The sequence below is a fragment of the Primorskyibacter flagellatus genome, from assembly GCF_014638275.1.
GTDB classification, from domain to species: Bacteria; Pseudomonadota; Alphaproteobacteria; order Rhodobacterales; family Rhodobacteraceae; genus Pseudooceanicola; species Pseudooceanicola flagellatus_A.
In genome coordinates, this window is sequence record NZ_BMFJ01000005.1 from 51,672 (window position 1) to 78,666 (window position 26,995).

Below are 26,995 nucleotides of genomic sequence, written 5' to 3' on the forward strand. Positions count from 1 at the left end.
AAGAGATAGTGATGGAAACAGTTATTGCACGACTTGGCAGGGTGTCGCGGATTATTACCTATATTGCGACTGCCCTGGCGGCGCTGATGATGGTCCATGTGACGATCGATGTCGTTCTGAGCCAGTTTGTCGCCGAGCCGCTGCCGGGAATGGTGGACTACGTGTCATACTATTACATGGTCGGCTTGGTCTTCCTGCCGCTGCCCTTCGTCGAATTTACCAACGAGCACGTCAAGGTTGATCTGATTCACGATCTGATCCCGGCGGCGGGCAGGACCGTTCTGGACATGCTGGCGCTGGCATTGTCGGCTGTGTTCTATGGCCTGCTGACCTGGCAAACCTGGATAGACGCGCTCGAGAAATACGCCATTGGAGAAAAATCCATGGGTATGGCGGCGGTGACCGTCTGGCCCGGTCGCTTCTGTCTGCCTCTTGGTGCAGGGCTGATGGTTCTGCTTTTGCTGGCCAAGCTGATCCAGAGGCCTTTCACCGACGCTGGCATGGCCGGCCCCAATCACGACATGTACGAATAGGAGTGGAACGGTGAGCTTTTTCCAGATCGGCCTTTGCGGCATCGTTTCTGTCATCCTGCTGGTCTTGCTGCGCGTTCCGATCGCGGTCGCGCTGGGTATCGTGTCCTTCTTCGGGTTCTGGGCGATGCTGGGAAGCGGCGCGGCTTTCGGCCTGCTGACGGCGGTGCCCTATGACTTCGCCGCGCACTGGACGCTGAGCTCGATCCCGATGTTCCTCTTGATGGGCTACGTCTGTTACCAGACCGACATCACGCGCGGGATATTCAAGGCCGCCAGGGTCTGGCTGTCGTTCCTGCCGGGGGGGCTGGCGGTCGCCAGCGTGGGCGGCGCGGCGCTGTTTTCGGCGGCGGCCGGCTCCAGCCTGGCCTGCGCCGCGGCAATGGGCCGGATCGCGGTGCCGGAAATGCTGAAGCGCGACTACGATCCCGGGCTGAGTACCGCCGTGGTTGCCGCAGCCGGCACCATGGGGTCGCTCATCCCGCCGAGCATCCTTCTGATCATCTACGGTATTTTTGCCGAGGTCGCGATCAGCAAGCTGTTTCTGGCCGCGATCGTGCCGGGCGTACTGACGATGCTGGGGTACTGGGCCGTAATCATCGTTCGTGTGTGGATCAATCCCGCGCTCGCGCCGTCGCACGACGAAAGCGCGACATGGTCCGAACGGCTGGAGGCCCTGAGCGAGACATGGCCCGTGCTCTTGCTGGTGGTGGGCGTTTTCGGCGGTCTGTTCACCGGGATATTCACACCCACGCAGGCCGGGGCTGTCGGGGCGGCGTTGTCCTTCGCGATTGCGGCGGCGCGCGGCACCCTGAACTGGAAAGTTTCCAGGATCGCGCTGATGGACACTGCGAAAATGACCGCGGCGATCTTCATCATTGCGGTCGGTGCCAACCTGTTTTCGAGGTTTCTGGCGATCAGCGGTATCCCCGAAGCGATGACGGACTTGGTGATTGACCTGGGGGCCAGCTATGTGATGCTGGTTTTTGGCACCGCCGTGATCTTTTGCCTGCTGGGCATGATCCTCGATCCGCTGGGCATCCTGCTGCTGACGCTGCCAATCCTTCTGCCGATCTACGAGGCGAACCATATCAGCCTGATCTGGCTGGGCGTGCTTGCAACCAAGCTGGTCGAGATGGCTCTGATTACCCCACCGGTGGGGCTGAACGTGTTCGTGATCAAGGGCATCGTCGGAGATGCGGTCCCGATTTCACTGATTTTCAAGGGTGTTTTGTGGTTTTTGGCTGCGGATGTGGTGGTCCTTATCATCATGGTCGCATTTCCCGAACTGATCATGTTCCTGCCAGAGCTCGGCAACTGATTTGGCCATCCCGGCCGTGACGAACCCCGCGCAATAGCGGGGTCTTGAAAAAGAGGAGGAGACCACATGAAACTGACCAATGCGTTTGCCGCGCTGGCGGCGACGGCCGTTCTAGCGGCGACACCGGCCCTGGCCGAAAAGCGGGTGACTATATCCAACTGGACGTCACCCAATCACGCGACATCGCGTGGCCATGCCGCCTTTGCCGAAATGACCGAATCTGAATTTCCGGATGCCTTCGACTTCAAGCTGTTTACCGGCGGCGCCTTGCTTGGCCCCAAGCCAACACTGTCCGGCCTGCGCGACGGTGTCGCCGATGTAGGTCTGCTGGCGTTGACCTATTTCAGGTCGGAAATGCCCTATGCGCAGCTCGTCGCCGATCTCGCTCTTTTGGGCGAGGACCACTATGCCATGGCCGGCGCGACCAGCGAATTCGTCATGCTGCACTGTCAGCCATGCAAGGACGAGTTTGCCAAGAACGGTATGGTGGCGCTTAGCGGGATCAGCACTGCGCCTTATGTATTGCTGACGACCCAGCCGATTGTGACCATCGAGGATATGCAAGGGGTCAAGCTGCGCACGGGCGGGTCGGTCTGGGACCGCTGGGCGACACGCCTTGGGGCAGAGCCGGTAAACGTGCCGACGAGCGAGATGTACGACACGATGAGCCACGGTGTCGTCACCGCTGCGGTGCAGCCGGTCGGTGCGCTCAAGGGGCACAGTCTGATCGAGGTCGCCAAGCACCTGACGGAGTTGCCGCTGGGCACCTACCATTCCGGTTCGATCTTTGCCGCCAGCCCGACATTCTGGGCCTCACTTTCGCCGGAGCAACGCGAGCAATTCGCCAAGAACCTGCCCGACGCCCTTGCGCAGACCGAGGTGTATTACGAAACCGACGATCTGGACGTGCTGAAAGAGGCCGGCGACCTTGGTCTTGAGGTGCACGAACCCTCGCCCGAGTTTCTTCAGGATCTGATCGATTTCCGCACCGCCGATCTTGAAGAGATCGCCCGCATCTCGCGCGAGGAACGCGGCATCGAAGATCCGGAACCGCTGATCGCAAGCTATCGCGAACTGATCGTGAAATGGCACGGTCTGGTTCAGCCGCTGCAACCGATCCGGGACAATCATCAGCCTTATGCAGACCTTCTGCGTCAGGAGATTTATTCCAAGATCGACTTCGCAACCTACCCGAACTGAGCCGTTTCAGGCCTGAATACACAGCGGCCCTTCGCAAGAAGGGCCGCTTCATTGCTTCCTTCGTCTGTTCAGAGGGTGGCTTCGGTGCCCAGGATATTCGTCACCTGGCTGGACAGGACACCGCCGTTGCCATGGGCCAGGACCAGCTCGGCGCCGTCGATCTGGCGGTCTCCGGCTTCGCCGCGCAGCTGTCGCACCGCTTCGACCAGCGTGAAGATGCCGTACATGCCGGGATGGACGCAGGACAGCCCGCCGCCATTGGTGTTGACCGGCAGATGACCGCCGGGCGCGATGCCGCCGTTCGCCACAAACGCACCGCCTTCACCTTTCTTGCAAAAGCCCAGATCTTCTAGAAAAAGGATCACATTGATGGTGAACGCGTCGTAGAGCTGGACCACGTCGATGTCCGCGGGTTTGACACCCGCCATGTCCATGGCCGTTCGCCCCGATTGCGCAGCGCCGGTCACGGTCAGGTCCGCCATTTCGGAGATGTCGCGGTGCGTCGTGCCCTCGCCGCCGCCCAGCAGATACACCGGTGGCCTGGGGTGATCCTTGGCCGTCTCGGCCCGCCGCATAACTATCGCCCCGCCGCCATCGGTCACAAGGCAGCAGTCGCGCACCCGCAGAGGGTCCGAAACCGGCCGCGAGGCGATCACATCCTCGCGCGTCAGAGGATCGCGCATGAAAGCGTCGGGGTTCTTTTTTGCCCAGGCGCGGGCCGCCACCGCCACGTCGGCCAGCTGTTCGCGCGTTGTGCCGAATTGCGTCATGTGACGGTCCGCGGCAAGCGCGTAGGACGACAGCGGGAACAGCGGCTTGTAGGGGGCCTCGTAGGTCGGCAGGCCAAGCGCGGTCATCAGCTTGCCCGAGGCGGTGCGCTGGTTCGATCCGTAGCAGATCAACACGGTATCAGCGAGCCGCAATTCGAGCAGCATCGCGGCCCAGAGCGTGTGCGACAGGAACGACGAGCCGCCCATGCGATTGTTCATCGTAAACCTGGGGTTCAAGCCCAATTCCTGCGCCAGTGTAAGACCCGACAGCATATCCAGCGGCTGGCAGGTGGCAATGGCATCGACCTCGCCAAGTGCGATCCCCGCATCGGCAAGCGCGCCATGCACCCCCTCGATTGTGATCTCCATCGAGCTTTTGCCATGGGCCTCGCCGCAGCCTGCCAGCGCTGCACCGACGATGGCGGCTTTTCCCCGTAAACTCAATTTGCTTCTCATTCTGGCCGGAAAACCACGGCGGGGTCACCTTCGGCGCCTTCGCCGATCGACGCGGTTACTTTCAGCCCGGCGACAATCTGGTCATGCGCGATACCGTCGATGCGCGACATCATTCGTACCCCTTCCTCCAGGTCCACCAGAACCACGTTGTAATCGCCGCCTCGTTCCGGTTTTCGGCGCACGACCGTTCGCGCATAGACGGTGCCCCTCCCGGTTGGCGCGATCCATCCCAGATCCGCGCTGCCGCAGGCCGGACAGATCACGCGCGGATGGAATACATGGGTGCCGCAGCCGCCACATTTCTGAATCTCGAAGACGCCCTCGGCCAGCTTCGCGGCGAAGACGGCGTCCGGCCCTGGGCCTTGTCCAATGCCGGCCATCTCAGAACCCGATGTGGAAGCCACCGTTCACGCTCAGGTGCTGGCCGGTGATATAGGATGCCGCGTTGGACAACAGGAAACAGACGGGCTGCGCGACTTCTTCTGGGGTGCTCATCCGTCCCATCGGGATCTGCGCCATATACCTGTCGGCGAATTTTTCAGAGCGGATGGTCTCAGTCATTGGCGTCTCGACCATTCCGAAACAGACCGAATTGACGTTAATGCGGTAACGGCCCCATTCACGCGCGGCGCTCATTGTCAGACCCAGAACCCCGGATTTTGCCGCGCCATAATTGATCTGACCGATGGTGCCGCGACGCCCGGCATCGGATGAGATATTGACGATGGCACGGCGCGCGGCGCTTTCAGGGTCTTTTTCGGCCTGTTCCTTGTAATAGGTCCCAACGGCCTGCAGGCAGGCGAAGACACCGGTGAGGTTCACGTCGATGACCTGTTGCCAGGTGGCCCGGTCCATCTTGTGGATCATCGCGGCGCGCACGATCCCGGCGTTGTTCACAAGCCCGTTGATGTCGCCGAATTCGTCGAGGGCGAATTTCACGAGCTTCCCGGGAAAGTCCGGGTCGGCCACATTCCCCACGATGGCGCGGGCATTGCCACCGATCTGTTCGGCGGTTTCCTTGACGCCGTCCTCGTTCAGATCGTTCACCACGACCTTGGCGCCCAGCTCTGCCGACAGCGCCGCCACACCGCGGCCGATACCCTGTCCGGCGCCTGTGACGATAACCACTTGATTGTCCAATGCCATCGGGTTGATCATTTCTGTCTCCTTTTGTCCTTCGTTTGTTTGGTCTCGCTCACCATCGGATCACTCAGGTGGTCACGACGGTGGTGCGAGCCGCTTGATCACGGCATCGCCATGGGCCAGATGGTGCCCGTCCTGATTGAAGATCTCGCCCTGTACAAAAACCAGTTTGCGTCCGCCCCCGACAATGCGCGCGCGGGCCGTCAGCGTGTCTCCTTCGGCCGCCGGGGCGACGAAACTGGTGGTAAGCGAAAGCGTAAGGCAGCGATGACCGGGGCGGCCATCCCCCGCGTAGGACGCGCAAAAGGTGACCGCGTTGTCCAGCATGGTCGCGTAGACACCGCCATGCACCGAAAAAGCGCCGTTCAGGTGATCGCGTCCGATGGGCAACCGCAACTCGGCTTTGCCACCGGACCACGAGACGAAGCGCACGCCGAGCAATGCGTTGAACGGGGCGGGGATGTCCGGTCTGCCGTCTTGTGCGCTCATATTACGCTTTCTCCTGCTTGGCCGAGACCATCACCAAAGCGACCGCCACTGCCGCCATAGCGGCACCTGCGCCCACCGCGCCGAGGATCGGAACCGCCAGACCCGCGTTCGAGGGAAAGGCGAAGGCCAGACCGGCAATACCAAGAAGGACGCGGGCGATTGTTCCTGGCAGCCCGGTTTCGATCCGCCCGACGCCAAACAGATACCCCTGAATACCGGCGCAGATCAGCAGAATGCCGAGACCGGCGCGCAGAACCGTAAGCAGGCTTTCGAGTGGACCGGCTTGCAGGATGAACGCCGGATCAAGGACGAAGAAGAAGGGAATTATATAGACGATGCCTCCAAGCTTCATCGCTTCGAAGGCAGACGCAAAGGGTTTGGCCTGGGCGATGGCCGCCGCGGCAAAAGCCGCCAGCGCGACCGGGGGAGTGATATAGCTCAGCATGCTCCAGTAAAGGATAAATAAATGGACGCCGATCGGATCGAGTCCGCCGGCGACCAGGGCGGGTGCCAGCGACACCGCGAGAATCACATAGGCGGCGGTCACGGTCATGCCCATTCCAAGAATGAAACTGGTCAATGCCCCGAGCAGCAGAAGCAGAAAGATGTTGCCGCCCGCGATGAACAGCAGATCGTTCGAGATTGTCCCGGACATCCCGGTCACCGCCAGCCCGCCGACGATCAGCCCAACCGCCGCAAGAATGGCAACCAGTTCGACGAACAAACGTCCCGTGGCTATCAGAAAGTTCATCAGCTCTTTTCGCCCCCAGCGTGATTTTGAGAGCAGCTGGTTCAGGAAAAGAAGCAGCGCGGTCGCATAGAATGGAGCGATCGCCTCGCGCTTGAGGTAGAGCAGCATCCAGATCAGCAGCCCGAAGACGGCGAGAAAGTACCAGCCTTCGCGCAGCACCTTGCCGATCCTGGGAAGGTCGGCGCGCGGAACGCCTTTCAGTCCGTTGCGCGCGGAGTATGCGTCGATTTGTGCGAACAGGCCGAAAAAGTAGAACAGCGAAGGAAGCACCGCCGCCAAAACGATGTTGGTGTAGTCGGTCGCCAGGAATGTCGCCATGACAAAGGCCGTGGCGCCCATGATAGGGGGCATCAGCACCGCCCCCGTCGACGCCGCCGCTTCGATCCCTGCCGCATAAGTGGGCCTGAACCCCACCTTTTTCATCGCTGGAATGGTAATTGATCCGGTCGTCAGCACATTGGTGATCACGCTGCCGCTCATCGAACCGGTCAGCCCGCTGGTCAGAACTCCTACCTTGGCCGGCCCGCCCCGGACATGTCCGAGCGCGGCAAAGGCGATGTCGATAAAAAACGGACCTGCGCCGGTATGTTGCATCGCGACCCCGAAGATCATGAACCCCACGACAAGATTGACAAAGCTGCGCATCGGTATGCCCAGCACACTTTCGCCGCTCATCGCGTGGAAAATCGCCGTCTCGACGGGTGAGCGCTGGAAGCCCTGGATCGGGCCGGGCGCATAGCTGGCGACCATGGGGTAGATGGAAAACACTAGAATTACCGCGAAGAGCATCCAGCCGCCGGTGCGGCGCGCGGCCACGAGCAGCAGGAACCAGAAGGCGAAGCTGGCGATCACGGCATTAAGAGGAGCGGCGAAATCCCACCCTTTGTTCACCACGCTGCGCCCGTAGTAGGCAAAGAAGGCGCAGGTGATCAGGGCCAGCAGGGCCAGAAAGTAATCCCACCACCGCGTCGATCCGTAGGAATCTGACTTTGAACAGGGAAAGACAAGAAACACCAGCGGCAGCGTCAGCAGAAGCATCACATAGAGGTAGTGAATTTCAAGCAACCGGACGTTCATGAAGAACCCCAGATTGAAGAGGTGATTGACCGAGGCCGCGGTCAACAGCACTGCCGAGACGACGAGCAACCAGCGAACGAAGGCGGGCAGCGTGCCCATTTCGGTCGGTTGCGCCGGCGTGTCCTGCGATTTTGGTGTCATGCCCGTACTCCCGTTCTGTGCTGCGTTTCATCCGGCGCGGCGCCCCTGGACGCCGCGCTGTGTCGCATCAGCGAAAGAAGACTTCGTGGCCGGCCTCTTCCAGTGCGGCGGCACGGGCTTCCATCCATGCAGGGGCAAATTCTTCTTCACCCTCGGGAGCGCCGTCGACAAATGCGTTCCAGGCCTGGAGGAGCACCTCTTGCCGTTCCACCAACTTGTCTTGGTTGGCCTGGGCCTCCGGGGTCCAGAGGCCCTTTTCCTTGAAATACGCAACGCTGCCATCGCTCCACGGCATCACCCAAGACAGGATCTGGCGATCGATCGCATATGCATTGGCACCGGGGGCGGCATCCTTGTAATCGTCGAACCCGGCGTCAAGCGCGGCGACGATGTTGCGCACCTCGCTGGTATTCTGATCGGTTTCAGTGACGAGAAGCGGATAGGGATACAGCGCCATGGGCAGAGGCGAGTCGGGGTCGATGGCGGGTCCCACCGACACCATGTGCGGTGTCACGAAGGGCGTCACGCTGGTATAACGCTGCCACGCTTCGTCTTGGTCCGCGGGTGTTTCAAGCCATTTGAGACCGCGCGGGCTCGATTCGATCTGATAATTCACGGTCGTCGTCGTCAGGGCAAACGCCGCATCCACGCGATTTTCGAGAATACCCTTGAGAGAGTTCACATAGCCCGAAAACTCCACGGTTTCTACGTCGTCCCATGTCAGGTCGCCAAAGGCCAGCAGTCCCTCCATGTTGTTGCCAATCGCGGGAGAACTGACGGCACGAGCGACCCGTTTCCCCTTGAGATCCGCGATGGTTTCGATGCCTGCATCGGCGGCGACAGCGACACCCAGTCCGTAATCGCCGACGGCCTGAAGAACTGCCCGGATTGGCTGCGGCCCCCATTCAGGCGCAGCAAAAAGGAAAACCCCTTCGGCGGCGAAATATGAGGCAATGCCGCACAGGCAGTAATCGACCGTCCCGTTTTTGAGCGGGGTCATCCGCGAGACGTCGTTTCGCCCCGGAAGCACGCGGACCGTCGATCCGTATTTGCTGCGCATCATGTTACCGATGGCTATGGAATGTGCATGACCGGCTGATCCCGTGTCATAGGCCGACCAAGCGATCACGTCAGGCAATTCGATTTCCTGGGCATTGGCCGACGCGGCAATCGCCAGAAAGGCAGCAGCGATACCAGTTGACTTGAAGTTCATGATTTTCTACTCCTTGTTGGTTCTTACTCCGGGAATTCGCATTTTCGGATCAAAGCTCCGAAAATGCGACATCCTTGTCGACGCGTACTTCGGGCGGCAGCCCGAGAATGCGTTCTCCGATGATGGTGCGCTGGATTTCGTCCGACCCCCCGGCAATCCGGTTGCCGGGCGCGGTCAGGTATTCGTTGCGCCAGCGCGCCACGTCATCCCCGACCTTGGCCGATATGCCCGCCGAAGTTCCCGCCAGATCCATCCCGAAAGCGCCCATTTCCTGCCGCAGCTTGCCCAGCAACAGCTTGCCGATCGAGCCCTCTTCACCCGGTGCCTGGCCGCGCGAAAGCGACGTCATGACCCGGTAAGAGGTGAATTCCAGTCCGCGTTGACGCGCGATGAAATCGGCAATGCGCGCGCGCACCTCGTCGTCCTCGATGGCCGGGCGACCGTTCCGTTCGACACGGGTAGCCAGATCAATCAATTCCTCGGCCCGCGCACCGCCACTGGCCCGGCCGACGGAAATACTGAACCGTTCGTTCATGAGTGTGGTCAGCGCCACCTTCCACCCTTCGGATACACCGCCCAAGCGGGCGCTGTCTGGCACGCGCAGGTTGTCGATGAACACTTCGTTGAAACTGGAGCTGCCCGAAATCTGGCGAATAGGACGGGTTTCGATGGCCGGGTCGGACATGTCCACAAGGAACATGGTCATTCCCTTGTGCTTGGGCACCTGTGGATCGGTGCGCGCCAGCAGGATGCCGTGAGTGGAATATTGCGCCCCCGAGGTCCAAACCTTCTGACCGGAGATCACCCATTCGTCGTCTTCGCGGCGTGCACGGGTGCGGATACCGGCCAAATCGGACCCGGCGGCGGGTTCGGAAAAAAGCTGGCACCAGATGTCTTCGCCCGTGAGAGCCCGGGGCAAGAATCTTGTTTTCTGGTCTTCGGTGCCGTGGATCATGACCGTAGGCCCAACCAGCCCGATCCCGATCAGAAAGACGTTGGGCGGGACGGCGTAGCGCCCTTCCTCTTGATTCCAGATCACTTGCTCGATCGGAGTGGCGTCACGCCCACCGAAAGCACGGGGCCATGTCAGCCCCGCCCAGCCTGCGTCGGCCTTTCGTGCCTGCCAGTCGCGCGCACGGGCAACTTCGTCGGCGTCGCGGGCCATGAAATGGTCCTGGGCCTTTTCGCTTCCATTGCGGCGGGTCGTGTTGGCATCAAGCCAGTCGCGCGCCTTGGCGCGGAACGCGGCTTCTTCCGGGCTGTCGCTGAAATCCATCTGCACTTTGTCCTTGTCAGTTCGCGGCCCTTTGGCCGTCCGCCAGATTGCAAAGCAGCCGCTCGCGCCACAAATCGGCCAGGCCGAGTTCGGCCTTCAACTGCCATCCTCGCCGCAGAAACAAATGCGGGTCGGCCGCCCAGGTGAACCCGATCCCACCGTGAAGCTGCACCGATTCCTCAGTGGTGAATTGCACTGCATCGAGAGCCGCGAGGCGTGCTACCGCCGCCGCTTCGGACAGCCGTTCATCCCCGCTCGCCAGCGCCCAGGCGCCGAAAAAAGCATTGGACCGTGCCAGCTCGATCTTGGCGAACATGTCCGCGAGCCGGTGCTTGACCGCCTGAAAACTGCCGATCTGGCGTCCGAACGCCTGCCGCTCGCAGGCATAGTCTCTGGTCAGGAAAAGCGCCCGCTCGGCCAGGCCGATCTGTTCGAAGGCGGCCAACACTGCGGCGCCATCCAAAAGAGTCCGGATCGCTGCGGGATCGGAACCGGGAAGCAGTTCAACCGGCGTGTCGTGAAAGACAATCTCGGACGTCGGACGGGTGCGGTCGATCGCATCCAGCGCGCTGATCGACACCGAGGGGTCCGAAAGATCCGCCAGATAAAAGCGCGCGGTGCCGCCTTCGTCCAGGGCGGCGACGATCGCGAATGACGCATCGGATGCGAACGAAACTGGCGATTTCCTTCCCGAAAGGCGATCCTGCAGTACTTTTGCCGAGACCCGTTCCGGTGCAGACCCTCCATCCTCGGCAAGCGCGGCGGTAACGATCATGCGGCCTTCGGCGATCCGGGGAAGCAGATTTTCCCTTTGGCTTTGCGTGCCCAAGTCCTGAATCGCGGGGATCGCCAGGCCAAGAACCGGGCCAAAAGGTATGGCGGCCAGGCTACGGCCGATCTCTTCGGCGACAATGGCCAGTTCGATCGCCCCCATCGCCGCCCCCCCGTAGTCTTCGGCAATTGCAAGGCCCAGCCATCCGCCGTCCGCCAAGGCGGTCCAGGTTGCGGAATCGAACCCGTCGGCAGCCTCAAGACAGTCATGCGCCACCGCGAGAGTGGCGTGATCTCTCAGCATTCGTGCCAGCGTGTCGCGTATGGCATCGTGTTCGTCGGAAAAGCCGAAATTCATGCTGGTCCTCTTCGGGTCATGGCATTTGGCGCCTGTTCACAAAAGGTAAGGCCCGCGTTCGGTATGTCCCAACCGCTATCCGGCCCCAGCCGCGTAAAACCACATATGTGCTGCGGCGTGGAAAAAGGGGCCAATGGAGCTAAGAATGCGATTCATCAAGAATGTGCTCAATCGACGTGAAAGCCGCAAAAACGAGGCAGTCGATTGATTGCTGCGGAGCTTGCCGCCTAGCGTGAAGGAACCGGGGCGTGTTCCGGGCGCAGGACATGTGGCCGAACCCTCTCAGAAAATGGAACTGATCAAGGGATTTTTGCGGAATGGAAACTGTAGGACTCGGGTTTTGTTACGAAGATTTGCCTGTGGGGCGCAGGTTTCGGACCATTGGGCGCACCGTGACCGAAACCGATATCACGAATTTTGTCAGCGTCACCGGCATGCTTGAGGTCTTGTTCATCAATCGTGACTTCCAGGAGAAGGAATCCAATATCCCCGGTTTCGCCGCGCCCGGTGCGCTGGTCTATACCTTCATGGAAGGGCTCTTGACCCAATCCACAATGCAACATACAGGCTTTGCCTTTCTGGACATGGAACTGAAGGTCATGGGACCCACATTTGCCGGGGACACCATCCATTGTGAGGTCGAGGTAACAGAATCGCGCCGGTCGAAGAGCCGTCCGAACCGCGGATTGGTGCGGACGCGAAACAAGGTGTTCAAGCAAACCGGAGAACAGGTATTGGAGTATACGCCGCTGCGGATGATCAAGGCCCGCACGACGGATAAAGAGCCAGGAAAGGCATAGGCCTGTTCCGGATAGCGGCACTGGAGACATGACTATGAAAACCGCGCAATCTGACCCAGCCGAAGCCGCCGGGCGCACATCGGAAGGGCCCCGGTCCTTGACGCGTATCCTTGCGTTGTTCGATCTTTTGGCGCGCTGCAAACGTCACATGTCTCTTTCGGAACTCAGTATCGCGATTGATTGCCCCAAAAGCAGTTTGCTGGTGCTGCTTCGGCCCCTCACCGAGAAGGGGTATCTGATGCGCGAGGAAGACAATTACTTTCTGGGTCCGAGGATTTTTCAGTTCGCCCAGTCAATTCTGACCAACCATCCGTTCGAATCGGTCCTGCGCGGGGTGATGAATGATGTGGTTAACCAGACCGGTGAAACCATCCTGTTTGCTGTCCGGGACGGCGAGAAAGTCATTTATTCGTCGGTCATCGAAAGCCCCCAGCCCGTTCGGTATGTCGCCCAACAGGGGATCAACCGGCCATTGTTCTGTTCGGCATCGGGGCTGGTCATGCTGGCCTTTGACACGCAGCAGGAACTGGACGATTATTTTCGGCGCACTGAATTAAAGCCGCTGACGCCTAATTCGATCACCGATGAAAATGAACTGCGCGGGTTAATTTCGGAGATTCGCAAGACCGGGTATTCCAGTACAGCTGGAACCGCGCATGTAGATGCAGCGGGGTTCGGGGTTCCGGTCTTTCGCGCCGACGGACACTTGGCAGGGGCATTGGTGATTGGTGCTCCTCTGGAGCGCGCCAAGCGTAACAAGAAGCGATATGTTGCCGCTGCCAAAACGGCCGCTGAACAGCTCTCCCGAGCACTCGGCTATCGTTCGGAGGTTGGGGAAACCGGCCGACACTAGACGTGTGCCGCCCGCCGTTGTTGTCATTCCGCAGGCGGGATCATCTCAGTCCGAGTCCCCGCGCAATGATACCGCGAAGAATTTCGCGTGTGCCGCCGCGCAACGAAAACGACGGAACGGCGAGTTCCGTATACGCCAGAACAGCCGCATAGCTATCGCTCCCGCCAGGCACCGCCGGGCGCGACACAAGACTTCGGGCCAGGCGCGGAATGTCCTTTTCGAAAAGCGCTCCCAGATCTTTGACAATGGCGGCCTGAAGTGACGGGTTCTCTCCTTCGTTCAACATTCCGGCCACCGATCGTGACATCTGCCGCAGCACCATCAGATGCGCGGACAAACGGCCAATCTCGGCCTGCTGCGCTTCGGTTGCGTCGTCGCGCAGCAATCGGATCAGTTCCTCGATAAGGGCAAACGACGACAGGAACCGCTCGGGGCCGCTGCGCTCGAACGCCAGTTCGCTCATGACCTGTGACCAGCCCTCGCCCTTTTCGCCCAGCAGTGCATCGGAGGGCAAAAAGGTATCGTCGAATACCACCTGGTTGAAATGATGCTCGCCGCTCAGGTCGATGATCGGGGTGATCTGAATGTTGTCGGTGGCCTTGAGATCGACCAGAAATTGGCTCATCCCGCCGTGGCGGTCGTCGCTCTTGCCGGTGCGGCAGAACAGGATCATGTAATCGGCGACATGCGCATAGGTCGTCCAGACCTTCGTGCCGTTGATCCGGAACCCCCCTTCGACCTCGGTGGCCATCGTGCGCGTCGCCGCCAGGTCCGAGCCGGAATCCGGCTCGCTCATCCCGATGCAGAAACACAGTTCGCCCGCGGCGATGCGCGGTACGATCCGGCGTTTCTGATCATCGGTGCCCTTGGCAAGTATGAGCGGACCGCTCTGCCGATCTGCGATCCAGTGCGAAATCACCGGGGCACCGGCGGCCAGCAGCTCTTCGGACACGACATAGCGCTCCAACGCATTGCGCGCGTGGCCGCCGTATTCCTTGGGAAAGGTCATGCCGACCCAACCGCGCTGTGCGAGCTTTCGTGAAAAATCGCGGCTGAACCCATTCCACGATTTCGCGCGCTTTTCGGGGGGGAAATCGGCCAGCTCTTCGGCCAGGAACGTGCGGACCTCCTGCCGGAGGTCGTCAAAATCGGTACCGGGCGGGGGTGGCGAAAAGGCGGTGAGTGTCATGCCGGGGCCCCTTTTGCCGCGCTGTCGGTGATGAAATGCCAGAACGTGTCGTGGGGGCTCGACAGGGCGGCGCGCCCAAGTTCCCTGGTCCAGTCAAGCTCGGTACCGAAGTCGTCACGCCATCCCCAGATCCGTTTGGTGAAATGATGAAGCGCGTGTTCCTGCGTATAACCGATGGCCCCGTGAATCTGGTGGGCCAGGGCCCCGACCTTCTCCGCCGCTTCTCCGGCGCGGGCCTTGGCGGCGGCAACGGTCAGCGCAAAGGCCGGTGTGTCATAGCTGCCGGCCGCCATTTCGGCGGCCGTGCGCGAGGCAGCGGTTTCCCCGGCCATGGTCGCCAGATTGTGCTGGATCGCCTGAAACTTGCCGATTGGCCGTCCGAACTGCACCCGGTCGTTGGCGTATTGAATGCTCATCTCCAGGATGGTCTCCATCGCGCCGGCGGCGGCAAGACTGCGGATAAGAGCGCCGAGCTGGCGCATCCCGCCCATGGGTCGTGGTAGGGGCACCGCATCGGTCTCTGCCAGGGTATGATCGAGCTTGATGTCGTCGCGCGGCATCCCGGCGAGATCCTGCGCCGGGGCAACGTTCAGAACCTTCACCGGCAGGGACAGGACGTGATCGGTACCGTCCAGGACGGCAATGGTCACGATGAGGCTCGCCCAGCGGGCAAAGGGCACCAGTGTCAGATGCCCGCTCGCATGGACCCTCTTGCCGCGCTGTTCCAACCGCAGGGCTTCGCCTTCGGCGATGGTCAGCCTGCCACCGGGAAGGGCCATATTCGCGGTCGCCAGCACGGCATTTGCGATCAGGGTTTCAGCCAGAGGCAAGGGGAGGCCATGCGCCCCGGCAATACGCAAAAGTCCGAGCGCCTCGGCGGGTGGCACGCCGAAACCGCCTGCGTCCTCTGGCACCAGCGCCATGGTTAACCCTGCCTCCTCGATCTGCGTCCAGAGCGCCTCGGGGCATTGTCCCGAGGCGGCGTCTTCGCGCATGCGGTGGGTGACATGGTCGCGGAACAGTCGCTCTGCCATGTCATGAATCATCGATTCCATCAGACGGTCCTTTCAGACGGTGTTTGATCGGCGCTGGACATTTCCTTCACGGGCTTGTCCTGCCGCGCATGGTTTTTTTGCCCGTCGGGGGCCGACGCCTCTCGCAGTGGCGGCAGATGCAGCCGCGTGCGCAGATCCCGGCGGAACGCACTGGCAGAGGGCGCCGCGCCCCCGTCCCTGCGATATTTTCCGAGGCAATCGGCGATTTTGTCGCCGATCGCGGCAGGGGTTGCCGGATCCGAGGGAGAGCCGGGGTGCGCCGCGACCGAGGTTTCGGCCAGGGTTACGTTCCCTTTGCGCAGGCGGACATGGACCGTCCCATGGTCCACGCCAGCGTGATCCCGCCCCGATTCCGGTGTTGTTTGGATACTGATCATGTCCATAAGCCGGCGCACCGCGGGGCGATGGGGGTTGTCCCCTTCGAAATCCACCAGCCCGACCTGGCCCTGCTGCAGGGCCACGGCGAGCGTATAGGCGGCACAGAACTTGGCCTGCATTCCATCTTTGGGGTCGGTGACGTGCAACGGGACCATGACGCTTTCGGGCACTGTCATTTCAATCACCGATCCTTCGGGCACCGCCTCGCCGCCGCGTTCGGCGTGAAGGTGCCGCCCGGCGGCGATCATCCTGTGGGTGAGGTAGCAGCAGGGATACAGCTTGCGGGACACCGTGCCCAGATCGATCCGCGGTTCCACCGCTGCGGGGTCGGCCGCAATCCCGTCCGGGCCGGCATAAAGGTCGAAGAAGCCGCGCGCCGCGAAGATATCCGGGGCGCCTGTGATGCCGGCCTCGGCCATCCGGGTGGCCCGCAATCCGACAAGGGCGGCGTTTCCGGCCTGGATCGGTTTCGCCATGGCGCCGAAATTGATCTGCATCCCCCCGGCCAGCGACGCCGCGAGGGACAGAGCGTTGCGAACCGCGTCGTCGCCGAGCCCAAGCTGATGCGCGACCGCTGCCGCCGATGCCAGAACCCCAATGGTCGACGTTGCGTGCCAGCCCTTGTTGTAGTGGTCAAAACCCAGGATCTGACCGAGCGCGACATTGACGGCTGTTCCGACCGCAAGCGCAGGGGCAATGCGATCGACCGTATCCGGCCGGACATCCGCAATGGCCAGCAGCGCCGGCACGATCACAACACTGGGATGAGTGACGCTGACCGTGTGGACATCGTCAAAATCGAGCGCATGCCCGGCAACCGCGTTCAGGAACGCAGCCTGTTCGGGGCTGCCACCTGCAGTATTCCCCGCTGGGACTGCCGGTCCACCTGCGTCGAGCGCGGCCAGCCGGCGAACCACCGGCTCATGCCACCCGCCATAGATGGCGGCTATGGTATCCTCAACGCAAAGCGCGGCCTGCTCGGCGTCCGCATCGCTCAGCCGGTGCGGCGCGGCAACGAACCGCGACAAACGGCTGGTGAAATCGCTGACCATATTGTCCTTCACTGCACTGCACTGCACTGCACATTGCCTGATAAAGGAAGACGCAATCAACTCTCGGCGCAACACTTTCGCACATATGTGTTGGAACAGGATTTCGTATTGTGATACTTGCGGCAGTTGGACATTCTGGATGTCGAACTTCCACCCGTATCGGCGCTGAATCGGAAATTGACCCTGACCAGTAAAGCTTCGGAAAGAATGGCAAATCTGGCTGAGGGTGGTGGCGTATAAGGTCCAGAGGACTAGCGCGCGATTGCGAATAGATATTTCGAGGTGCCGTCGTGTCATTTTTCGCCAGACGATGTATCCTCGAAGACCAAAGAAAAATGCGGTCGGCTCCGACGAGAGTTGTTTCGTGCCATTCCCGCGTTCACGAGATCGACGCCCTGCGTGTCACAGCTTGTAGGGTGCAATAGTCGACCTCGCATTTGCTCCGCGTTCTTGCCTTGAGCGAACTCAGTTGCCGTCGCCTCGCAGACATGAGGGACGCTTTCGGAACGGTGGGGCGAGTTGTTGTCCAATAAATCCGTGAAGCCTTCCGCCACGCGCATTACTGCCCTATGTCTGCTGATTTGTCTCGGCGCAGCCATCGTGCAGGGCGTTTTCTCCTCCAGCATTGCGTCCATTGCAGCCGTGCCGTTCTTCGGACTCTATCTCGTTATTGCATCTCGCTATATCGCCCGCATCGGATGGGTACTGCTTTTCTTTTCCCTCGCGATTGCCCTTCTGGCGCTGGCAGACGGGATCCGAGCCGGCATCTTTGTCGAAGCGGCCGGGCGTGTCGTGTTCCTGTCCGCGCTGCTCACGGCTGTCGCCTTCCTGCGCATCGCGGCCACCCAAGACCCGATCGTCGAGGTTGCCGGTGAATTCCTGACACTGCAGCCGCCGACCCGTCGCTACGCCTCTCTGGGTGCGGGCGGGCATCTGTTCGGGGTGCTTCTAAATCTCGGCGGGCTTGGGGTGATGCTGGAGATCATAATGAAAGGGCTGGCGGCGCATCGGCACGAGATGGACGAATTCGTGTTCCAGGCTCGCAAGCGCAGGATGGTAAGCGCCTGTATGCGGGGGTTTTCCTCGATCGCTTTCTGGACGCCGTTCGGATTCGCTCTCAATCTGATGATTCTCACAATACCGGGGCTCGAATGGACGAAGCTAGCGCCTTACGGGATTGCTCTGGCCGGGATTCTGTTTCTTCTGGGATGGCTGTTCGACACGGTGGAATGGTGGCGCCCGCCCTCGGCGCGCGGCCGGGCACCGGCCCTGACCGGTGACTTGCCGGACTGGAGCCGCTGGGCCGTCCTGATCGTGTCCGGGCATGTGCTTTTTTTGGGCGCCGCCGTGATCACGCTGGACCGGTTGACCCAGTACAGTTTCCAGACCGTCCTGATCACCATCGTGCCGATCTATGCGCTGCTCTGGTCGGTTATGCGCAGCGGCAGTGGCAGCCTTGCCGGTATATCGCGCCGGTTTGTGACCCAGGCACCGGGTTTCGCGACCGAAATGAGCGTGATCGCATCGGCGGGATTCATTGGTCTTGTCGCATTGGAAGTCGCCCCGGTCGAATGGATTGCCGACCATTTGGGCTGGATGGCCACGCGGCCGGTCACGACTGTTGTGCTGTTGATCATGACGGTGTTTCTGACGGGGCTGCTGGGCGTGCATCCGATGATCTCGGTGGTCCTGCTGGCAGAGGTGGTCAACCGCGTCGGCGTGGAAGGTTTGTCGCCGCTTGCTCTGGGCCTTGCGCTGGCTGGTGGCTGGAGCAGCATCATCTGCATGGGACCGGCCATCACGGCGGTGGTCTACGCCTCCTCCATCGTGGGCGAGCGGCCGCTGACCATCGGCTTGCGGTGGAACGGGATCTTCGGTGTTGCGAGCATCCTCCTCATCACGCTCATCGTTGGCGGCGGTGTCGCGGCAGGGTGGTTCTGACCGGTCTCAATTGCCTGTGAGGGACCGGGCGCAAGCATTTCCACATATGTGTTCGATCAGGCTTTGCGCCAGTCGGAAGGTGATGGACCCCATAGCGTCAACTAGGATTGGTCAGCGCAATCACTATCGGAGTGTCACGCCCAACGATGGAAGGCCAAGCGAAACCCACACGTCGCAGCAAGGTCACAGGCCTGCAAGACGCAGCCCGGCTGGCACGAGGCGCTTTGGAAGAACGCCCCGAGCTTTGTCTCGGTGGTCTGTTCAAGCAAAGCCGCCCTGTCGCACTGGTGCGCGCGTTGCTGGCCGCGGGCGCAGATGGTCTGCATGTGTATTCCTCGCCGGGCGCGGGGTATGATGTCGACCTGATGATTGCGGCAGGCGCGGTCGCACAGGTCTTTATTCCCGGCGTTACGCTGGAAAACCGGCTTTGCCCGAACTTCCGCCGCGCGGTCGAGGCAGGGCAGGTGACCGCGCACGCGCTGGATGCGCTGACCGTGGTGGGCGGGCTGATGGCGTCGGCTCATGGCGTGCCGTTCCAGCCAATCGACGCGCTGCGCGGATCGGACGTTCTGAAGCACAACCCGCTTTTGCACGAAATCGACTGCCCGTTCTCCGGCCGCCGTATTCACGCCGTCGGGCCGATCCGCCCCAGAGTGACGTTCTTGCACGCGCAGGAAGCCGACCGTTGGGGAAACCTGCGCCATCTCAGCACGATGGTCTACGCCGATCAGCTGATGGCACGCGCGTCTGACATGGTCATTGCCAGCGTGGACCGGATCGTGCCGGACGAGGTCGTTCTGGACGATCCCTCGCGGGTTACCGTGCCTTCTAATTATGTCGATGCCGTGGTCGAGGTGCCCTATGGCGCGCACCCAACGGCGAGCTTTCCCAACTATGCGATGGACGAGGAACATATTGATGCCTACGCCGATCTGGGGGATGCCGCCCGGACCGGCGACAGCACGGGGCTGGACGCCTATATCACCCGCCACCTGACCGAGCCGAAAAACCAGAGCGACTACATCGAAGCGGTCGGGGGAACCGGGTATTTCGCCGTGCTCGAAGCCGAGGCACGGAACGAATGAGTGCAGCGGTTTCCCCAATTGAACAGATGGTCGTCGTGTTGGCCCGCGATCTGGCCGACGGAGAACTGGGTGCGGCGGGTGCAGCCGCGTTGGTGCCGATGGCGGCCATTGCGCTAGCCCGCGAGCTGCATGCACCGAACCTGACGGTCGGCGGCGAGATGTTCTTCAACCCCGAGCCGGGGCGTTTGTATCCGTCGATGCTGGACGATCGTGCGCTCGGCCGCTGCGAGGCCGCCGAGACCTTTATCGAGTTGTTCGGCCACAGCCATCACGGGCTGGATTTTTTCTTTCACAGTGGTTTGCAGCACGATGTGTACGGCAACATCAACCTGCACCACGTCGGCGGCACACTGCACGCACCAAAGATGCGCGGGCCGGGAGCGGCGAACCTGTCATACTGCCACACCTCGTCGCGGTATTACATTTGCCCCACCGTGCACACGGCGCGAAACTTTGTGGAAACGGTCGATTTCATTACAATACCCGGACATCTGTCCGGGCCTGCCGCGAAACGCGACGCCGGGTTGGTCAATGAAGGGCCGCGCCTGGTGGTGACGCCGCGAGCGGTTATGGAATTCGACAAGACGACGCTGCGAATGCAACTGAAATCGGTGCATGGGGGCAATACGCCCGAAGAGGTCCAGCGTCATACGGGGTTCGATCTGGCGATCAGAGGCGAGGTGCCGCAAACGCGGCCACCAACGGAGGAAGAATTGCGCGTTCTGAGAGAGCGGATCGACATATCGGGGGCCTTGCGTGCTTGAGCGGCCGGGCTGACGATTCTCTTAAAGTCAAAAACGGGAGGATAAAATGTTCCAACACAAGTTGACCGGGTTCCGGGCGGCGATGGGTGCTATTTCGGCTGTGGGGGCGATGGCCCTTGGCGGCGCGGCATCTGCCAAGGATCTCACGATGGGCACGACCAGCCCGACGTCGAGCCATTTCACCATTTCGGTTGCGATGAGCAAGGCAATCGAGACCGGTATGGAAGGCACCAATGTCAGCGTGATCGAAACCGGGGCCAGCGTGGACAATGTGCTGCGGCTGGCGCGCGACGAGATCGACCTTGGGCTTGCCACCACCGACATTCTGATCTCCGCCAGAAACGGGACCGGCAAGTTCGAAGGTAACGCAATCCCAGATACGGTTGCGCTTTATCCTTACAGCGCTTCGATCCTGCTGATCGCGGTCACCGACGAGTCTGGTGTGACGACGCTGGACGAACTGGACGGGAAGAAGTTCAATCCCGGCATCCGCGGATCGGCGGCCGAGACGTTGACGACCGGTGTCCTGTCGATGTTCGATATCAACGCGGACCTGGTGCATGGCGCCGTTGGGGACGCGGTGGAAGGCATCAAGAACCGCCAAATCGTCGGTTACAGTAAATACGGGGCCGCAGACTCCGTCGATGCAAGTCTACAGGAATTGATGACCAGCACCAAGATGCGCTTGATCGGCTTTACCGAAGAGCAGGAGAAAGCGGCGACTGGGGCTATGGAGGGCGTCGGTTTCACAACTCTTCCGGCAGAACTCATTCCCGGCTCCGAAGCAATGCGCGTTCCGAAGCTCAACGTTTTCTTTCTGACCCGCACCGGTGTCATGGATGACCAGACCGCCTACGACATCGCTCGCAGCATCCACCAGAACATGAGCCTGCTGACCGAAGCCTGGCCACAACTGGCGGACTATGACATTGCCGCCGATGCCGTCGCCACGATGGAGGCAGGAATTACCTATCATCCAGGTGCGGAACGTTACTGGAGAGAGGCGGCCGGAAGCTGACCGGAATCGCGGGCCGTCACGACGGCGGCCATAGGCTGATCCAGACGGGGTGCTGCGGGCACCCCGCCGTTACCGCTCTCGGAGAGAACATGACGCAGACATCGACCGCAATACCCAATTGGGAACGGCGCGGAGAGCAGGCGCTTGGCGTATTGTTCGCCGCATTCGTCGCGCTGCATTTCTATAATGCCCTCTTCGGACAGTTCGAACCGCTGGTTCAGCGACCGATTTTTGTCGGTTTCGGTATCGGCTGCGCGTTCTTTCTCTATGCGGCGCGGGCCTCGCGCACCGGTGCGCGAAGCGGGATTGAACGGGCTGTGGACATCATGCTGGGACTACTGGCGTTCGCGGTTTGCCTATATGTAATCGTGAACCGGGATCGCTTTTCGGATATCATGGTGCGCTACGGGCCGCTCGACAAGGCGGCCGGTCTGTTGGCTGTTCTGCTGACTCTTGAAGCGGCGCGCCGGGTGATCGGCTGGTTCCTGCCGCTGCTGGCGCTTTGCACTGTGATCTATTTTTATTTCGGCCATGATCTGATCGAAGGGGCCTGGCGCCCACCGCGTGTGTCGGCCCGTACGGCGGTCGAGACTTTCTACAGCTCGACTACTGGCCTCTTTGGCTACCTTGCGGATATCGGGGCTCGGGTCATCGTGATCTATGTGCTTCTGGGGGCTCTGCTGTTATCCACCGGGTCGACAGATTCCTTTATGAAAATGGCGACCTGGATCGCCGGGCGCTCTTATGGCGGTCCGGCAAAGGTCTGTGCCCTGTCATCGGCGATGTTCGGGACGGTGACCGGCTCGGCGGTGGCCAATGTCATGGCGACCGGGTCGATTACAATCCCCACGATGAAGCGACTGCGCTATCCGCCGGCCTTTGCCGGGGCGGTTGAGGCAGTCGCCTCCTCCGCCGGCCAGCTTACGCCGCCGGTGATGGGGGCGGCGGCTTTTATCATGGCCGAGTTCCTGGCCATTCCCTACACCGATATCGTCATCGCGGCGATCGGTCCGGCGTTTCTCTATTACCTTGCGGTATGGTTCGGCGTGGATCTCTATGCCCGCCGCACAGGGCTTCAGCCGACACCAAGGAGCGAAATGCCCGAACCGGCGGAATTCCTTGCGCCGGACAAGTCGATCCCGCTGTTCCTTCCCATCGCGGCGATGGTCTATTTCCTTTTCAACGGTTACACGCCAAGCTATGCAGGGGCGGGTGCGATCATCGTGCTGGTCGTGGCCTGTGGTCTGGTGCGTCCCTTCGCACGCGACGGAAAAAAGCAGGGTGTGCTGGCCTGTTGGGCCAAGCTGGCCCGCGACATCTATGAGGGGATGGTCGAAGCAGGGCGGGCGCTGGTGATGATCGCGGCGCTGCTTGCCTGCGCCGCCATCGTCGTCAAGGTTCTGACGGCGACGGGTGCCGGGGTCAAAGTCTCGAACCTGTTGTTCTCTGTGTCCGGTCAGGGGTTGATCGTGGCCCTGTTGCTGGCGGCGGTGCTGGCGATCCTGCTGGGCATGGACGTGCCGACGACGGCCTCCTATGTGCTGGCGGCGGCAATCGCCGCGCCCAGTCTCGTGCGGCTTGGCCTACCCGAACTGACGGCTCATCTTTTTGTCTTCTACTATGCGATCCTGTCGGCCATCACGCCACCGGTCTGCGCCAGTGTCTATGCCGCCGCCGCCCTGGCAGGGGCCAATTTCTGGCGGGTGGCGGGTCGCGCGCTGATGCTGGCCGGAGCGATCTATGTGGTGCCATTTCTGTTTGTGTTTCGGCCGGGCATACTGGCCCAGGGCGGCACGGGGCAAATCCTAATGGATATGGGCGTTGCCTCCGCCGCGGTTTTTGCCGTCAGCGTCGGCACAAGCGGCTGGTTTCGTGGAAAGGTGCCGGTCATCGGCCGGTTGCTGTTCCTGTCGGCTGCCGCCTTGCTGTTTTACGCCGCGCCTGCGGCCGACATCATTGGCGGGCTGGCGCTGGCCGGACTCTTGGCGTGGCGGTTTCTGCACGGAGCACCGCAGCCCGGCCGCGCCGGGTGACCTCCGAAAAGCGAAGAGCCACCGCAGATACCCTCTGCGGCGGCTCTCCTACATTCGACCCCGAAGTGGCTATGCCACTGGCCTCAGGTCAATTTGAAGTAGGGAAATGTCACTTCGTCGTTTGCCTTGACGAACGTCACTTCCACCTTGGCCCCGATATGAACCTTCTCGGGATCGCCGGTCTGGATCCGGCTCATCATCCGGGGGCCTTCCTCCAGCTCGATCAATGCCACGACATATGGCACGTCATCAGCGAATGCCGGCCCAGCCGGACGGCGCGCGATGGTGAAGGTATGCACCTCGCCTCGCCCGCTGACGGTATCGAAGTCGAGATTGTCGGAATGGCAATGCGGGCAAACGGATCGCGGATAGAAATGATGCTTGCCGCAATCGCCGCAGAGCGGGATGTCGAGGCGGCCCTGGCGCGCGGCCTCCCAGTAGGGGGTGCTGTCATGGTCGATTACCGGAAGCGGTTTTTCTGTACTCATCGGTTCAGTCCTTTTGCAAAATCACGGTCGCGCCAGAGGACAGCGTGCCCCCGGTTCCGTGTACCAGCGCGGTCTCGGCGCCCTTGACCTGGCGTTCGCCGGCCTCGTCGCGAAGCTGCCGGACCGCCTCAATCAGCAAGAACATTCCGAACATGCCTGGATGCAGCGCCGAAAGGCCGCCGCCACTGGTGTTCATTGGGAACGCTCCGCCCGGTGCAGTGCGCTGGCCCGACACGAAATCCCCGCCCTCGCCGATCTTGCAGAAGCCGAGAGCCTCGAGCGAGAGCAGCACGGTGATGGTAAAGCTGTCATAGATCTCGACCAGGTCGATATCCGAATGGCTCACCCCGGCCATTTTCATTGCGCGTTCCCCGGCCTTTTGCGCGGGAAGCAGGCGGGCGAGGTCCGGCATTTCGCCGATGGCCCAGTGGGTATGCGCCTCGCCATAGCCCTTGACCGCGACGGGACGGGTGTTGAGGTCCTTGGCCCGCTCGGCGGTGGTCATGACGATGGCGCCGGCCCCGTCGGTGACGAGACAGCAATCGAGCAGGTGCAGCGGCTCCGAGATCATCGTGCTGGACAGTACGTCGTCGATCGACAGCGGATCGCGCCGCGTCGCCTCGGGATTCAACTGTGCCCATTTCCGGGTCGCGACGGCGATTTCGGCGAGGTTTTCGGACGTGGTGCCGTATTCGTGCATGTGGCGCTGCGCGGCCATCGCATAGCCGCCCACAGGCGTGGGCATCCCAAAGGGTGTTTCATGTTGCATGGACAGGACCGAGGGCCGGCCCCCCAGGTTGCGGCTGCGCAGGGATTTCTGGTCTGAGCTGTAGACGATCAGCGCAACCTCGCAATAGCCTTCGCGAAGCGCCATGGCAGCATGTGCGACATGGGCCTCGAATGCCGAACCACCAATATTCGTGCCATCGACGAATATCGGCATGATGCCCAGATATTCGCCCAGCGTCACCGTGGCCAGTTGGCCGGGGCCGGGGACACCCCACATGCCGGCGGTCAGCAGGCCGTCGACATCGCTCAGTTTCAGTCCGGCTTCTTCGACGGCGGCTTTTGCCACCAACGCGGCATGACCAAGGACCGAAGCCTTTGTGACGAACTTGCCGTCCTCCAGCGGCGCATCGGCAACGCCGACGACCACCGGTTCTCGTCCGTTCTTCATATGCTCTTTCTCCTTCTTGTCGGGCTGTCCCGCTGCGCCCCGAACTGTCAGCCCGGGCGCATGGTCTTGGCGATGAGGGTGCGCTGAATCTGCGAGGTTCCGCCGCCGATGGTGCTTTGCATCCCTTCGCGGAAATACCGCTCCATATCTGCTTCGGGCAGCATCGAGTGGCCACCCAGGATCTGCATTCCGTTGCGCGTCACCGTCTGCAGCGTCTCGGAGGCATAGAGCTTTGCCATCGAGACCTCTCGCGTGCAGGGCGTCTTGGCTGCGGCCAGGCTGGCGGCGCGATAAACCAACAGCCGGGCGGCATCGACCTGGGTCTGCATGTCGGCCAGCATGTGGCGGATCACCTGAAAGTCGAAGATCGGCTTGTCGAACTGAATCCGTTCGTGGGCGTAGCGCAGAGCATCGTCTAGGGCTGTCTGGGCATTGCCCACATAGGCGGCGGCCACGGCCACGCGTTCCAGTTCCAGATGGTCGGTGATGATCTTCCAGCCATCGTTTTCCGTGCCCAGCAGCGCATCGGCCGGCAGTTTCACGTCGTCCACGAAAATCTCGGTGGTGCCGGTTGCGCGGCGCGCCATGGTCGGCAGCTTGCGGATGTCCAGACCTTCGGTGTCATTGGGGATCAGGAAAACCGACAGCCCCTTGTGTTTGGGCGCGTCGGGGTCGGTCCGGGTCAGCATGGCAAGGATTGCGTTATCGGCCGCAGCGCCCGAGCACCACAGTTTCTGCCCGTTGACGACCCAGCCGTTGCCGTCGCGCCGCGCCCGGGTCTTTGTCGATGCCGCATCCGACCCCGCGCCCGGTTCGGAAATCGAGATCGAAAAGCGGATGTCGCCATCGAGGAAGGGCTGGATGTACCGCTCTTTTTGCTCGGGCGTGCCGAATTTCTCGACATTCATCGCGGTGAACGTCGCCACCATCAACCCGGTCGAGAAGTCAAAGCCGTATTTGGCCAACCCTTCGCACATCAGGGCATAGTCCATGATGTCACCGCCAAGACCGCCGCTCTCTTCTGAAAACAGGATGCCGAGCCAGCCCTGCTTGGCCACTTTTTCATAGGCTTCGTAGGGGTATTCGCGCTCGCGGTCGCAATTGCGGATATAGTCTCGGCCGATCTCTTCCTCGACAAAACGCTCGACGGTCGCGCGCCACATCTCTTGCTCGGGTGTCAGAAAGTTCATGCGCTCTCTCCTTGTGTTTTGTCGCGCGACGCGTGGATTTTGGCCGGCTCTCCGGGGCGATCCAGACGCGACTTGCGGATCAACAGGCTGAACTCGCAGCGCAGGACCGTCTCGTCCCGCTGGTTGATGCCTTCCAGTTTGCTGGTCACGACACCGTGCTTTTTGTCATGGTCCTTCAGGTCGATGATTTCGGTTTGGGCCCAAAGGGTGTCGTTGATAAAAGTGGGCCGCAAAAAGCGCAGCTTGTCACAGCCATAGAAAGCGGCCAGCACAGAACTGTCGAAGGGGATCATCGCATTGACGATCGAGAACACGAGGCTGCCCTGCACGAGGCGCTGGCCATACAGAGACGATTTGGCGTGCTCGACGTTGGAGTGAAGTTCCAGCCAGTTCCCAGTCAACATGCAGAAATTGACGACATCGGTTTCGGTCATCGTCCGACCACTCGAAATGCCGGTCTGGCCAAGTGACAACTC

General features: G+C 61.4%; 25 protein-coding genes. 10 read left to right on the forward strand and 15 right to left on the reverse strand.

The window, feature by feature from the left end; genetic code table 11:
- The first annotated feature begins 11 nt into the window (after positions 1-11).
- The 3 genes from IEV87_RS21875 to IEV87_RS21885 all read left to right on the forward strand — a co-directional run bounded on the left by IEV87_RS21875 (position 12) and on the right by IEV87_RS21885 (position 3,051).
- Complete coding sequence (locus tag IEV87_RS21875) at positions 12-533, forward strand: TRAP transporter small permease subunit (RefSeq protein ID WP_043753064.1); 522 nt, start codon at positions 12-14, stop codon at positions 531-533.
- A gap of 10 nt (positions 534-543) precedes the next feature.
- Positions 544-1,851: a TRAP transporter large permease gene (locus IEV87_RS21880; protein ID WP_043753062.1), complete on the forward strand. Its 1,308-nt coding sequence runs from the start codon at positions 544-546 to the stop codon at positions 1,849-1,851.
- A 66-nt stretch (positions 1,852-1,917) separates the two neighbouring features.
- Positions 1,918-3,051 carry a C4-dicarboxylate TRAP transporter substrate-binding protein gene (locus IEV87_RS21885; protein ID WP_043753061.1) on the forward strand — a complete coding sequence of 378 codons (1,134 nt, stop codon included), beginning with the start codon at positions 1,918-1,920 and terminating at the stop codon, positions 3,049-3,051.
- A 68-nt stretch (positions 3,052-3,119) separates the two neighbouring features.
- On the opposite strand, the gene IEV87_RS21890 is transcribed toward IEV87_RS21885, so the two are convergent.
- The 8 genes from IEV87_RS21890 to IEV87_RS21925 all read right to left on the reverse strand — a co-directional run bounded on the left by IEV87_RS21890 (position 3,120) and on the right by IEV87_RS21925 (position 11,496).
- A complete protein-coding gene (locus IEV87_RS21890; RefSeq protein WP_148562940.1) occupies positions 3,120-4,265 on the reverse strand; it encodes a thiolase in 1,146 nt (381 codons plus the stop codon).
- Between the two features lie 8 nt (positions 4,266-4,273).
- The gene (locus tag IEV87_RS21895) at positions 4,274-4,657 is read right to left on the reverse strand and encodes a Zn-ribbon domain-containing OB-fold protein (RefSeq protein ID WP_043753056.1); all 384 of its coding nucleotides are present in this window, start codon (positions 4,655-4,657) and stop codon (positions 4,274-4,276) included.
- A 1-nt stretch (position 4,658) separates the two neighbouring features.
- Positions 4,659-5,435: an SDR family NAD(P)-dependent oxidoreductase gene (locus IEV87_RS21900; protein WP_043753055.1), complete on the reverse strand. Its 777-nt coding sequence runs from the start codon at positions 5,433-5,435 to the stop codon at positions 4,659-4,661.
- Positions 5,436-5,495: 60 nt separating this feature from the next.
- Positions 5,496-5,909 (reverse strand): PaaI family thioesterase, encoded by a 414-nt coding sequence (locus IEV87_RS21905; RefSeq protein ID WP_043753053.1) that lies wholly within the window; start codon positions 5,907-5,909, stop codon positions 5,496-5,498.
- A gap of 1 nt (position 5,910) precedes the next feature.
- Positions 5,911-7,878: a TRAP transporter permease gene (locus IEV87_RS21910; protein WP_043753051.1), complete on the reverse strand. Its 1,968-nt coding sequence runs from the start codon at positions 7,876-7,878 to the stop codon at positions 5,911-5,913.
- Positions 7,879-7,945: 67 nt separating this feature from the next.
- Entirely contained in the window at positions 7,946-9,091 is a 1,146-nt protein-coding gene (locus tag IEV87_RS21915; protein WP_048534165.1) for a TAXI family TRAP transporter solute-binding subunit, read from the reverse strand.
- Between the two features lie 49 nt (positions 9,092-9,140).
- Positions 9,141-10,367, reverse strand: coding sequence for an acyl-CoA dehydrogenase family protein (locus IEV87_RS21920; protein WP_043753050.1), 1,227 nt, complete (start codon positions 10,365-10,367; stop codon positions 9,141-9,143).
- Positions 10,368-10,383: 16 nt separating this feature from the next.
- Complete coding sequence (locus IEV87_RS21925) at positions 10,384-11,496, reverse strand: acyl-CoA dehydrogenase family protein (protein ID WP_043753048.1); 1,113 nt, start codon at positions 11,494-11,496, stop codon at positions 10,384-10,386.
- 317 nt (positions 11,497-11,813) lie between these two features.
- Between IEV87_RS21925 and IEV87_RS21930 the strand changes: the two genes are divergently transcribed.
- Both IEV87_RS21930 and IEV87_RS21935 read left to right on the forward strand, forming a co-directional pair.
- Positions 11,814-12,296 (forward strand): MaoC family dehydratase, encoded by a 483-nt coding sequence (locus IEV87_RS21930; protein WP_043753047.1) that lies wholly within the window; start codon positions 11,814-11,816, stop codon positions 12,294-12,296.
- Between the two features lie 34 nt (positions 12,297-12,330).
- Positions 12,331-13,149 (forward strand): IclR family transcriptional regulator, encoded by an 819-nt coding sequence (locus IEV87_RS21935; RefSeq protein ID WP_081979669.1) that lies wholly within the window; start codon positions 12,331-12,333, stop codon positions 13,147-13,149.
- Positions 13,150-13,189: 40 nt separating this feature from the next.
- Here the strand turns inward: IEV87_RS21935 and IEV87_RS21940 are convergent, their stop codons facing one another.
- The 3 genes from IEV87_RS21940 to IEV87_RS21950 are packed head-to-tail and all read right to left on the reverse strand — an operon-like array spanning position 13,190 to position 17,120.
- Positions 13,190-14,338, reverse strand: a complete 1,149-nt coding sequence (locus tag IEV87_RS21940; protein ID WP_043753043.1) for an acyl-CoA dehydrogenase family protein — start codon at positions 14,336-14,338, stop codon at positions 13,190-13,192.
- Positions 14,335-15,393 carry an acyl-CoA dehydrogenase family protein gene (locus IEV87_RS21945; RefSeq protein ID WP_043753041.1) on the reverse strand — a complete coding sequence of 353 codons (1,059 nt, stop codon included), beginning with the start codon at positions 15,391-15,393 and terminating at the stop codon, positions 14,335-14,337. The genes IEV87_RS21940 and IEV87_RS21945 overlap by 4 nt, the downstream gene beginning before the upstream one ends.
- Complete coding sequence (locus IEV87_RS21950; RefSeq protein ID WP_229737785.1) at positions 15,393-17,120, reverse strand: MmgE/PrpD family protein; 1,728 nt, start codon at positions 17,118-17,120, stop codon at positions 15,393-15,395. The genes IEV87_RS21945 and IEV87_RS21950 overlap by 1 nt, the downstream gene beginning before the upstream one ends.
- A gap of 225 nt (positions 17,121-17,345) precedes the next feature.
- Here IEV87_RS21950 and IEV87_RS21955 point away from each other — a divergent pair, with 225 nt between their 5' ends.
- The 5 genes from IEV87_RS21955 (at position 17,346) to IEV87_RS21975 (ending at position 23,664) form a co-directional block, all read left to right on the forward strand.
- Positions 17,346-18,764 carry a hypothetical protein gene (locus IEV87_RS21955; RefSeq protein WP_229737786.1) on the forward strand — a complete coding sequence of 473 codons (1,419 nt, stop codon included), beginning with the start codon at positions 17,346-17,348 and terminating at the stop codon, positions 18,762-18,764.
- A gap of 146 nt (positions 18,765-18,910) precedes the next feature.
- The gene (locus IEV87_RS21960; protein WP_229737787.1) at positions 18,911-19,849 is read left to right on the forward strand and encodes a CoA transferase subunit A; all 939 of its coding nucleotides are present in this window, start codon (positions 18,911-18,913) and stop codon (positions 19,847-19,849) included.
- Positions 19,846-20,613 (forward strand): CoA-transferase, encoded by a 768-nt coding sequence (locus IEV87_RS21965; protein ID WP_043753031.1) that lies wholly within the window; start codon positions 19,846-19,848, stop codon positions 20,611-20,613. Before IEV87_RS21960 ends, IEV87_RS21965 begins: the two co-directional genes overlap by 4 nt.
- A 46-nt stretch (positions 20,614-20,659) precedes the next feature.
- Positions 20,660-21,631 (forward strand): TAXI family TRAP transporter solute-binding subunit, encoded by a 972-nt coding sequence (locus tag IEV87_RS21970; RefSeq protein WP_043753029.1) that lies wholly within the window; start codon positions 20,660-20,662, stop codon positions 21,629-21,631.
- An 89-nt stretch (positions 21,632-21,720) separates the two neighbouring features.
- Positions 21,721-23,664, forward strand: coding sequence for a TRAP transporter permease (locus tag IEV87_RS21975; protein ID WP_229737788.1), 1,944 nt, complete (start codon positions 21,721-21,723; stop codon positions 23,662-23,664).
- An 83-nt stretch (positions 23,665-23,747) separates the two neighbouring features.
- Here IEV87_RS21975 and IEV87_RS21980 read toward each other — a convergent pair whose 3' ends face one another.
- From IEV87_RS21980 to IEV87_RS21995, 4 genes are read right to left on the reverse strand one after another with little or no spacing between them, the layout of a single operon-like run.
- Entirely contained in the window at positions 23,748-24,152 is a 405-nt protein-coding gene (locus IEV87_RS21980) for a Zn-ribbon domain-containing OB-fold protein (protein WP_043753026.1), read from the reverse strand.
- 4 nt (positions 24,153-24,156) lie between these two features.
- A complete protein-coding gene (locus IEV87_RS21985; protein ID WP_043753025.1) occupies positions 24,157-25,329 on the reverse strand; it encodes an acetyl-CoA acetyltransferase in 1,173 nt (390 codons plus the stop codon).
- 47 nt (positions 25,330-25,376) lie between these two features.
- Positions 25,377-26,519 (reverse strand): acyl-CoA dehydrogenase family protein, encoded by a 1,143-nt coding sequence (locus IEV87_RS21990; protein WP_043753022.1) that lies wholly within the window; start codon positions 26,517-26,519, stop codon positions 25,377-25,379.
- On the reverse strand, positions 26,516-26,953 hold the full coding sequence (locus tag IEV87_RS21995; RefSeq protein WP_048534163.1) for a MaoC/PaaZ C-terminal domain-containing protein: 438 nt from the start codon (positions 26,951-26,953) through the stop codon (positions 26,516-26,518). The genes IEV87_RS21990 and IEV87_RS21995 overlap by 4 nt, the downstream gene beginning before the upstream one ends.
- Positions 26,954-26,995 lie beyond the last annotated feature (42 nt).

Coding starts and splice junctions, on each gene's coding strand:
- IEV87_RS21875 (WP_043753064.1), top strand. CDS start 12: ATGGAAACAGTTATTGCACGACTTGGCAGGGTGTCGCGGATTATTACC.
- IEV87_RS21885 (WP_043753061.1), top strand. CDS start 1,918: ATGAAACTGACCAATGCGTTTGCCGCGCTGGCGGCGACGGCCGTTCTA.
- IEV87_RS21895 (WP_043753056.1), bottom strand. CDS start 4,657: ATGGCCGGCATTGGACAAGGCCCAGGGCCGGACGCCGTCTTCGCCGCG.
- IEV87_RS21900 (WP_043753055.1), bottom strand. CDS start 5,435: ATGATCAACCCGATGGCATTGGACAATCAAGTGGTTATCGTCACAGGC.
- IEV87_RS21905 (WP_043753053.1), bottom strand. CDS start 5,909: ATGAGCGCACAAGACGGCAGACCGGACATCCCCGCCCCGTTCAACGCA.
- IEV87_RS21910 (WP_043753051.1), bottom strand. CDS start 7,878: ATGACACCAAAATCGCAGGACACGCCGGCGCAACCGACCGAAATGGGC.
- IEV87_RS21915 (WP_048534165.1), bottom strand. CDS start 9,091: ATGAACTTCAAGTCAACTGGTATCGCTGCTGCCTTTCTGGCGATTGCC.
- IEV87_RS21920 (WP_043753050.1), bottom strand. CDS start 10,367: ATGGATTTCAGCGACAGCCCGGAAGAAGCCGCGTTCCGCGCCAAGGCG.
- IEV87_RS21925 (WP_043753048.1), bottom strand. CDS start 11,496: ATGAATTTCGGCTTTTCCGACGAACACGATGCCATACGCGACACGCTG.
- IEV87_RS21930 (WP_043753047.1), top strand. CDS start 11,814: ATGGAAACTGTAGGACTCGGGTTTTGTTACGAAGATTTGCCTGTGGGG.
- IEV87_RS21935 (WP_081979669.1), top strand. CDS start 12,331: ATGAAAACCGCGCAATCTGACCCAGCCGAAGCCGCCGGGCGCACATCG.
- IEV87_RS21940 (WP_043753043.1), bottom strand. CDS start 14,338: ATGACACTCACCGCCTTTTCGCCACCCCCGCCCGGTACCGATTTTGAC.
- IEV87_RS21945 (WP_043753041.1), bottom strand. CDS start 15,393: ATGGAATCGATGATTCATGACATGGCAGAGCGACTGTTCCGCGACCAT.
- IEV87_RS21950 (WP_229737785.1), bottom strand. CDS start 17,120: ATGACACGACGGCACCTCGAAATATCTATTCGCAATCGCGCGCTAGTC.
- IEV87_RS21960 (WP_229737787.1), top strand. CDS start 18,911: ATGGAAGGCCAAGCGAAACCCACACGTCGCAGCAAGGTCACAGGCCTG.
- IEV87_RS21965 (WP_043753031.1), top strand. CDS start 19,846: ATGAGTGCAGCGGTTTCCCCAATTGAACAGATGGTCGTCGTGTTGGCC.
- IEV87_RS21970 (WP_043753029.1), top strand. CDS start 20,660: ATGTTCCAACACAAGTTGACCGGGTTCCGGGCGGCGATGGGTGCTATT.
- IEV87_RS21975 (WP_229737788.1), top strand. CDS start 21,721: ATGACGCAGACATCGACCGCAATACCCAATTGGGAACGGCGCGGAGAG.
- IEV87_RS21980 (WP_043753026.1), bottom strand. CDS start 24,152: ATGAGTACAGAAAAACCGCTTCCGGTAATCGACCATGACAGCACCCCC.
- IEV87_RS21985 (WP_043753025.1), bottom strand. CDS start 25,329: ATGAAGAACGGACGAGAACCGGTGGTCGTCGGCGTTGCCGATGCGCCG.
- IEV87_RS21990 (WP_043753022.1), bottom strand. CDS start 26,519: ATGAACTTTCTGACACCCGAGCAAGAGATGTGGCGCGCGACCGTCGAG.
- IEV87_RS21995 (WP_048534163.1), bottom strand. CDS start 26,953: ATGACCGAAACCGATGTCGTCAATTTCTGCATGTTGACTGGGAACTGG.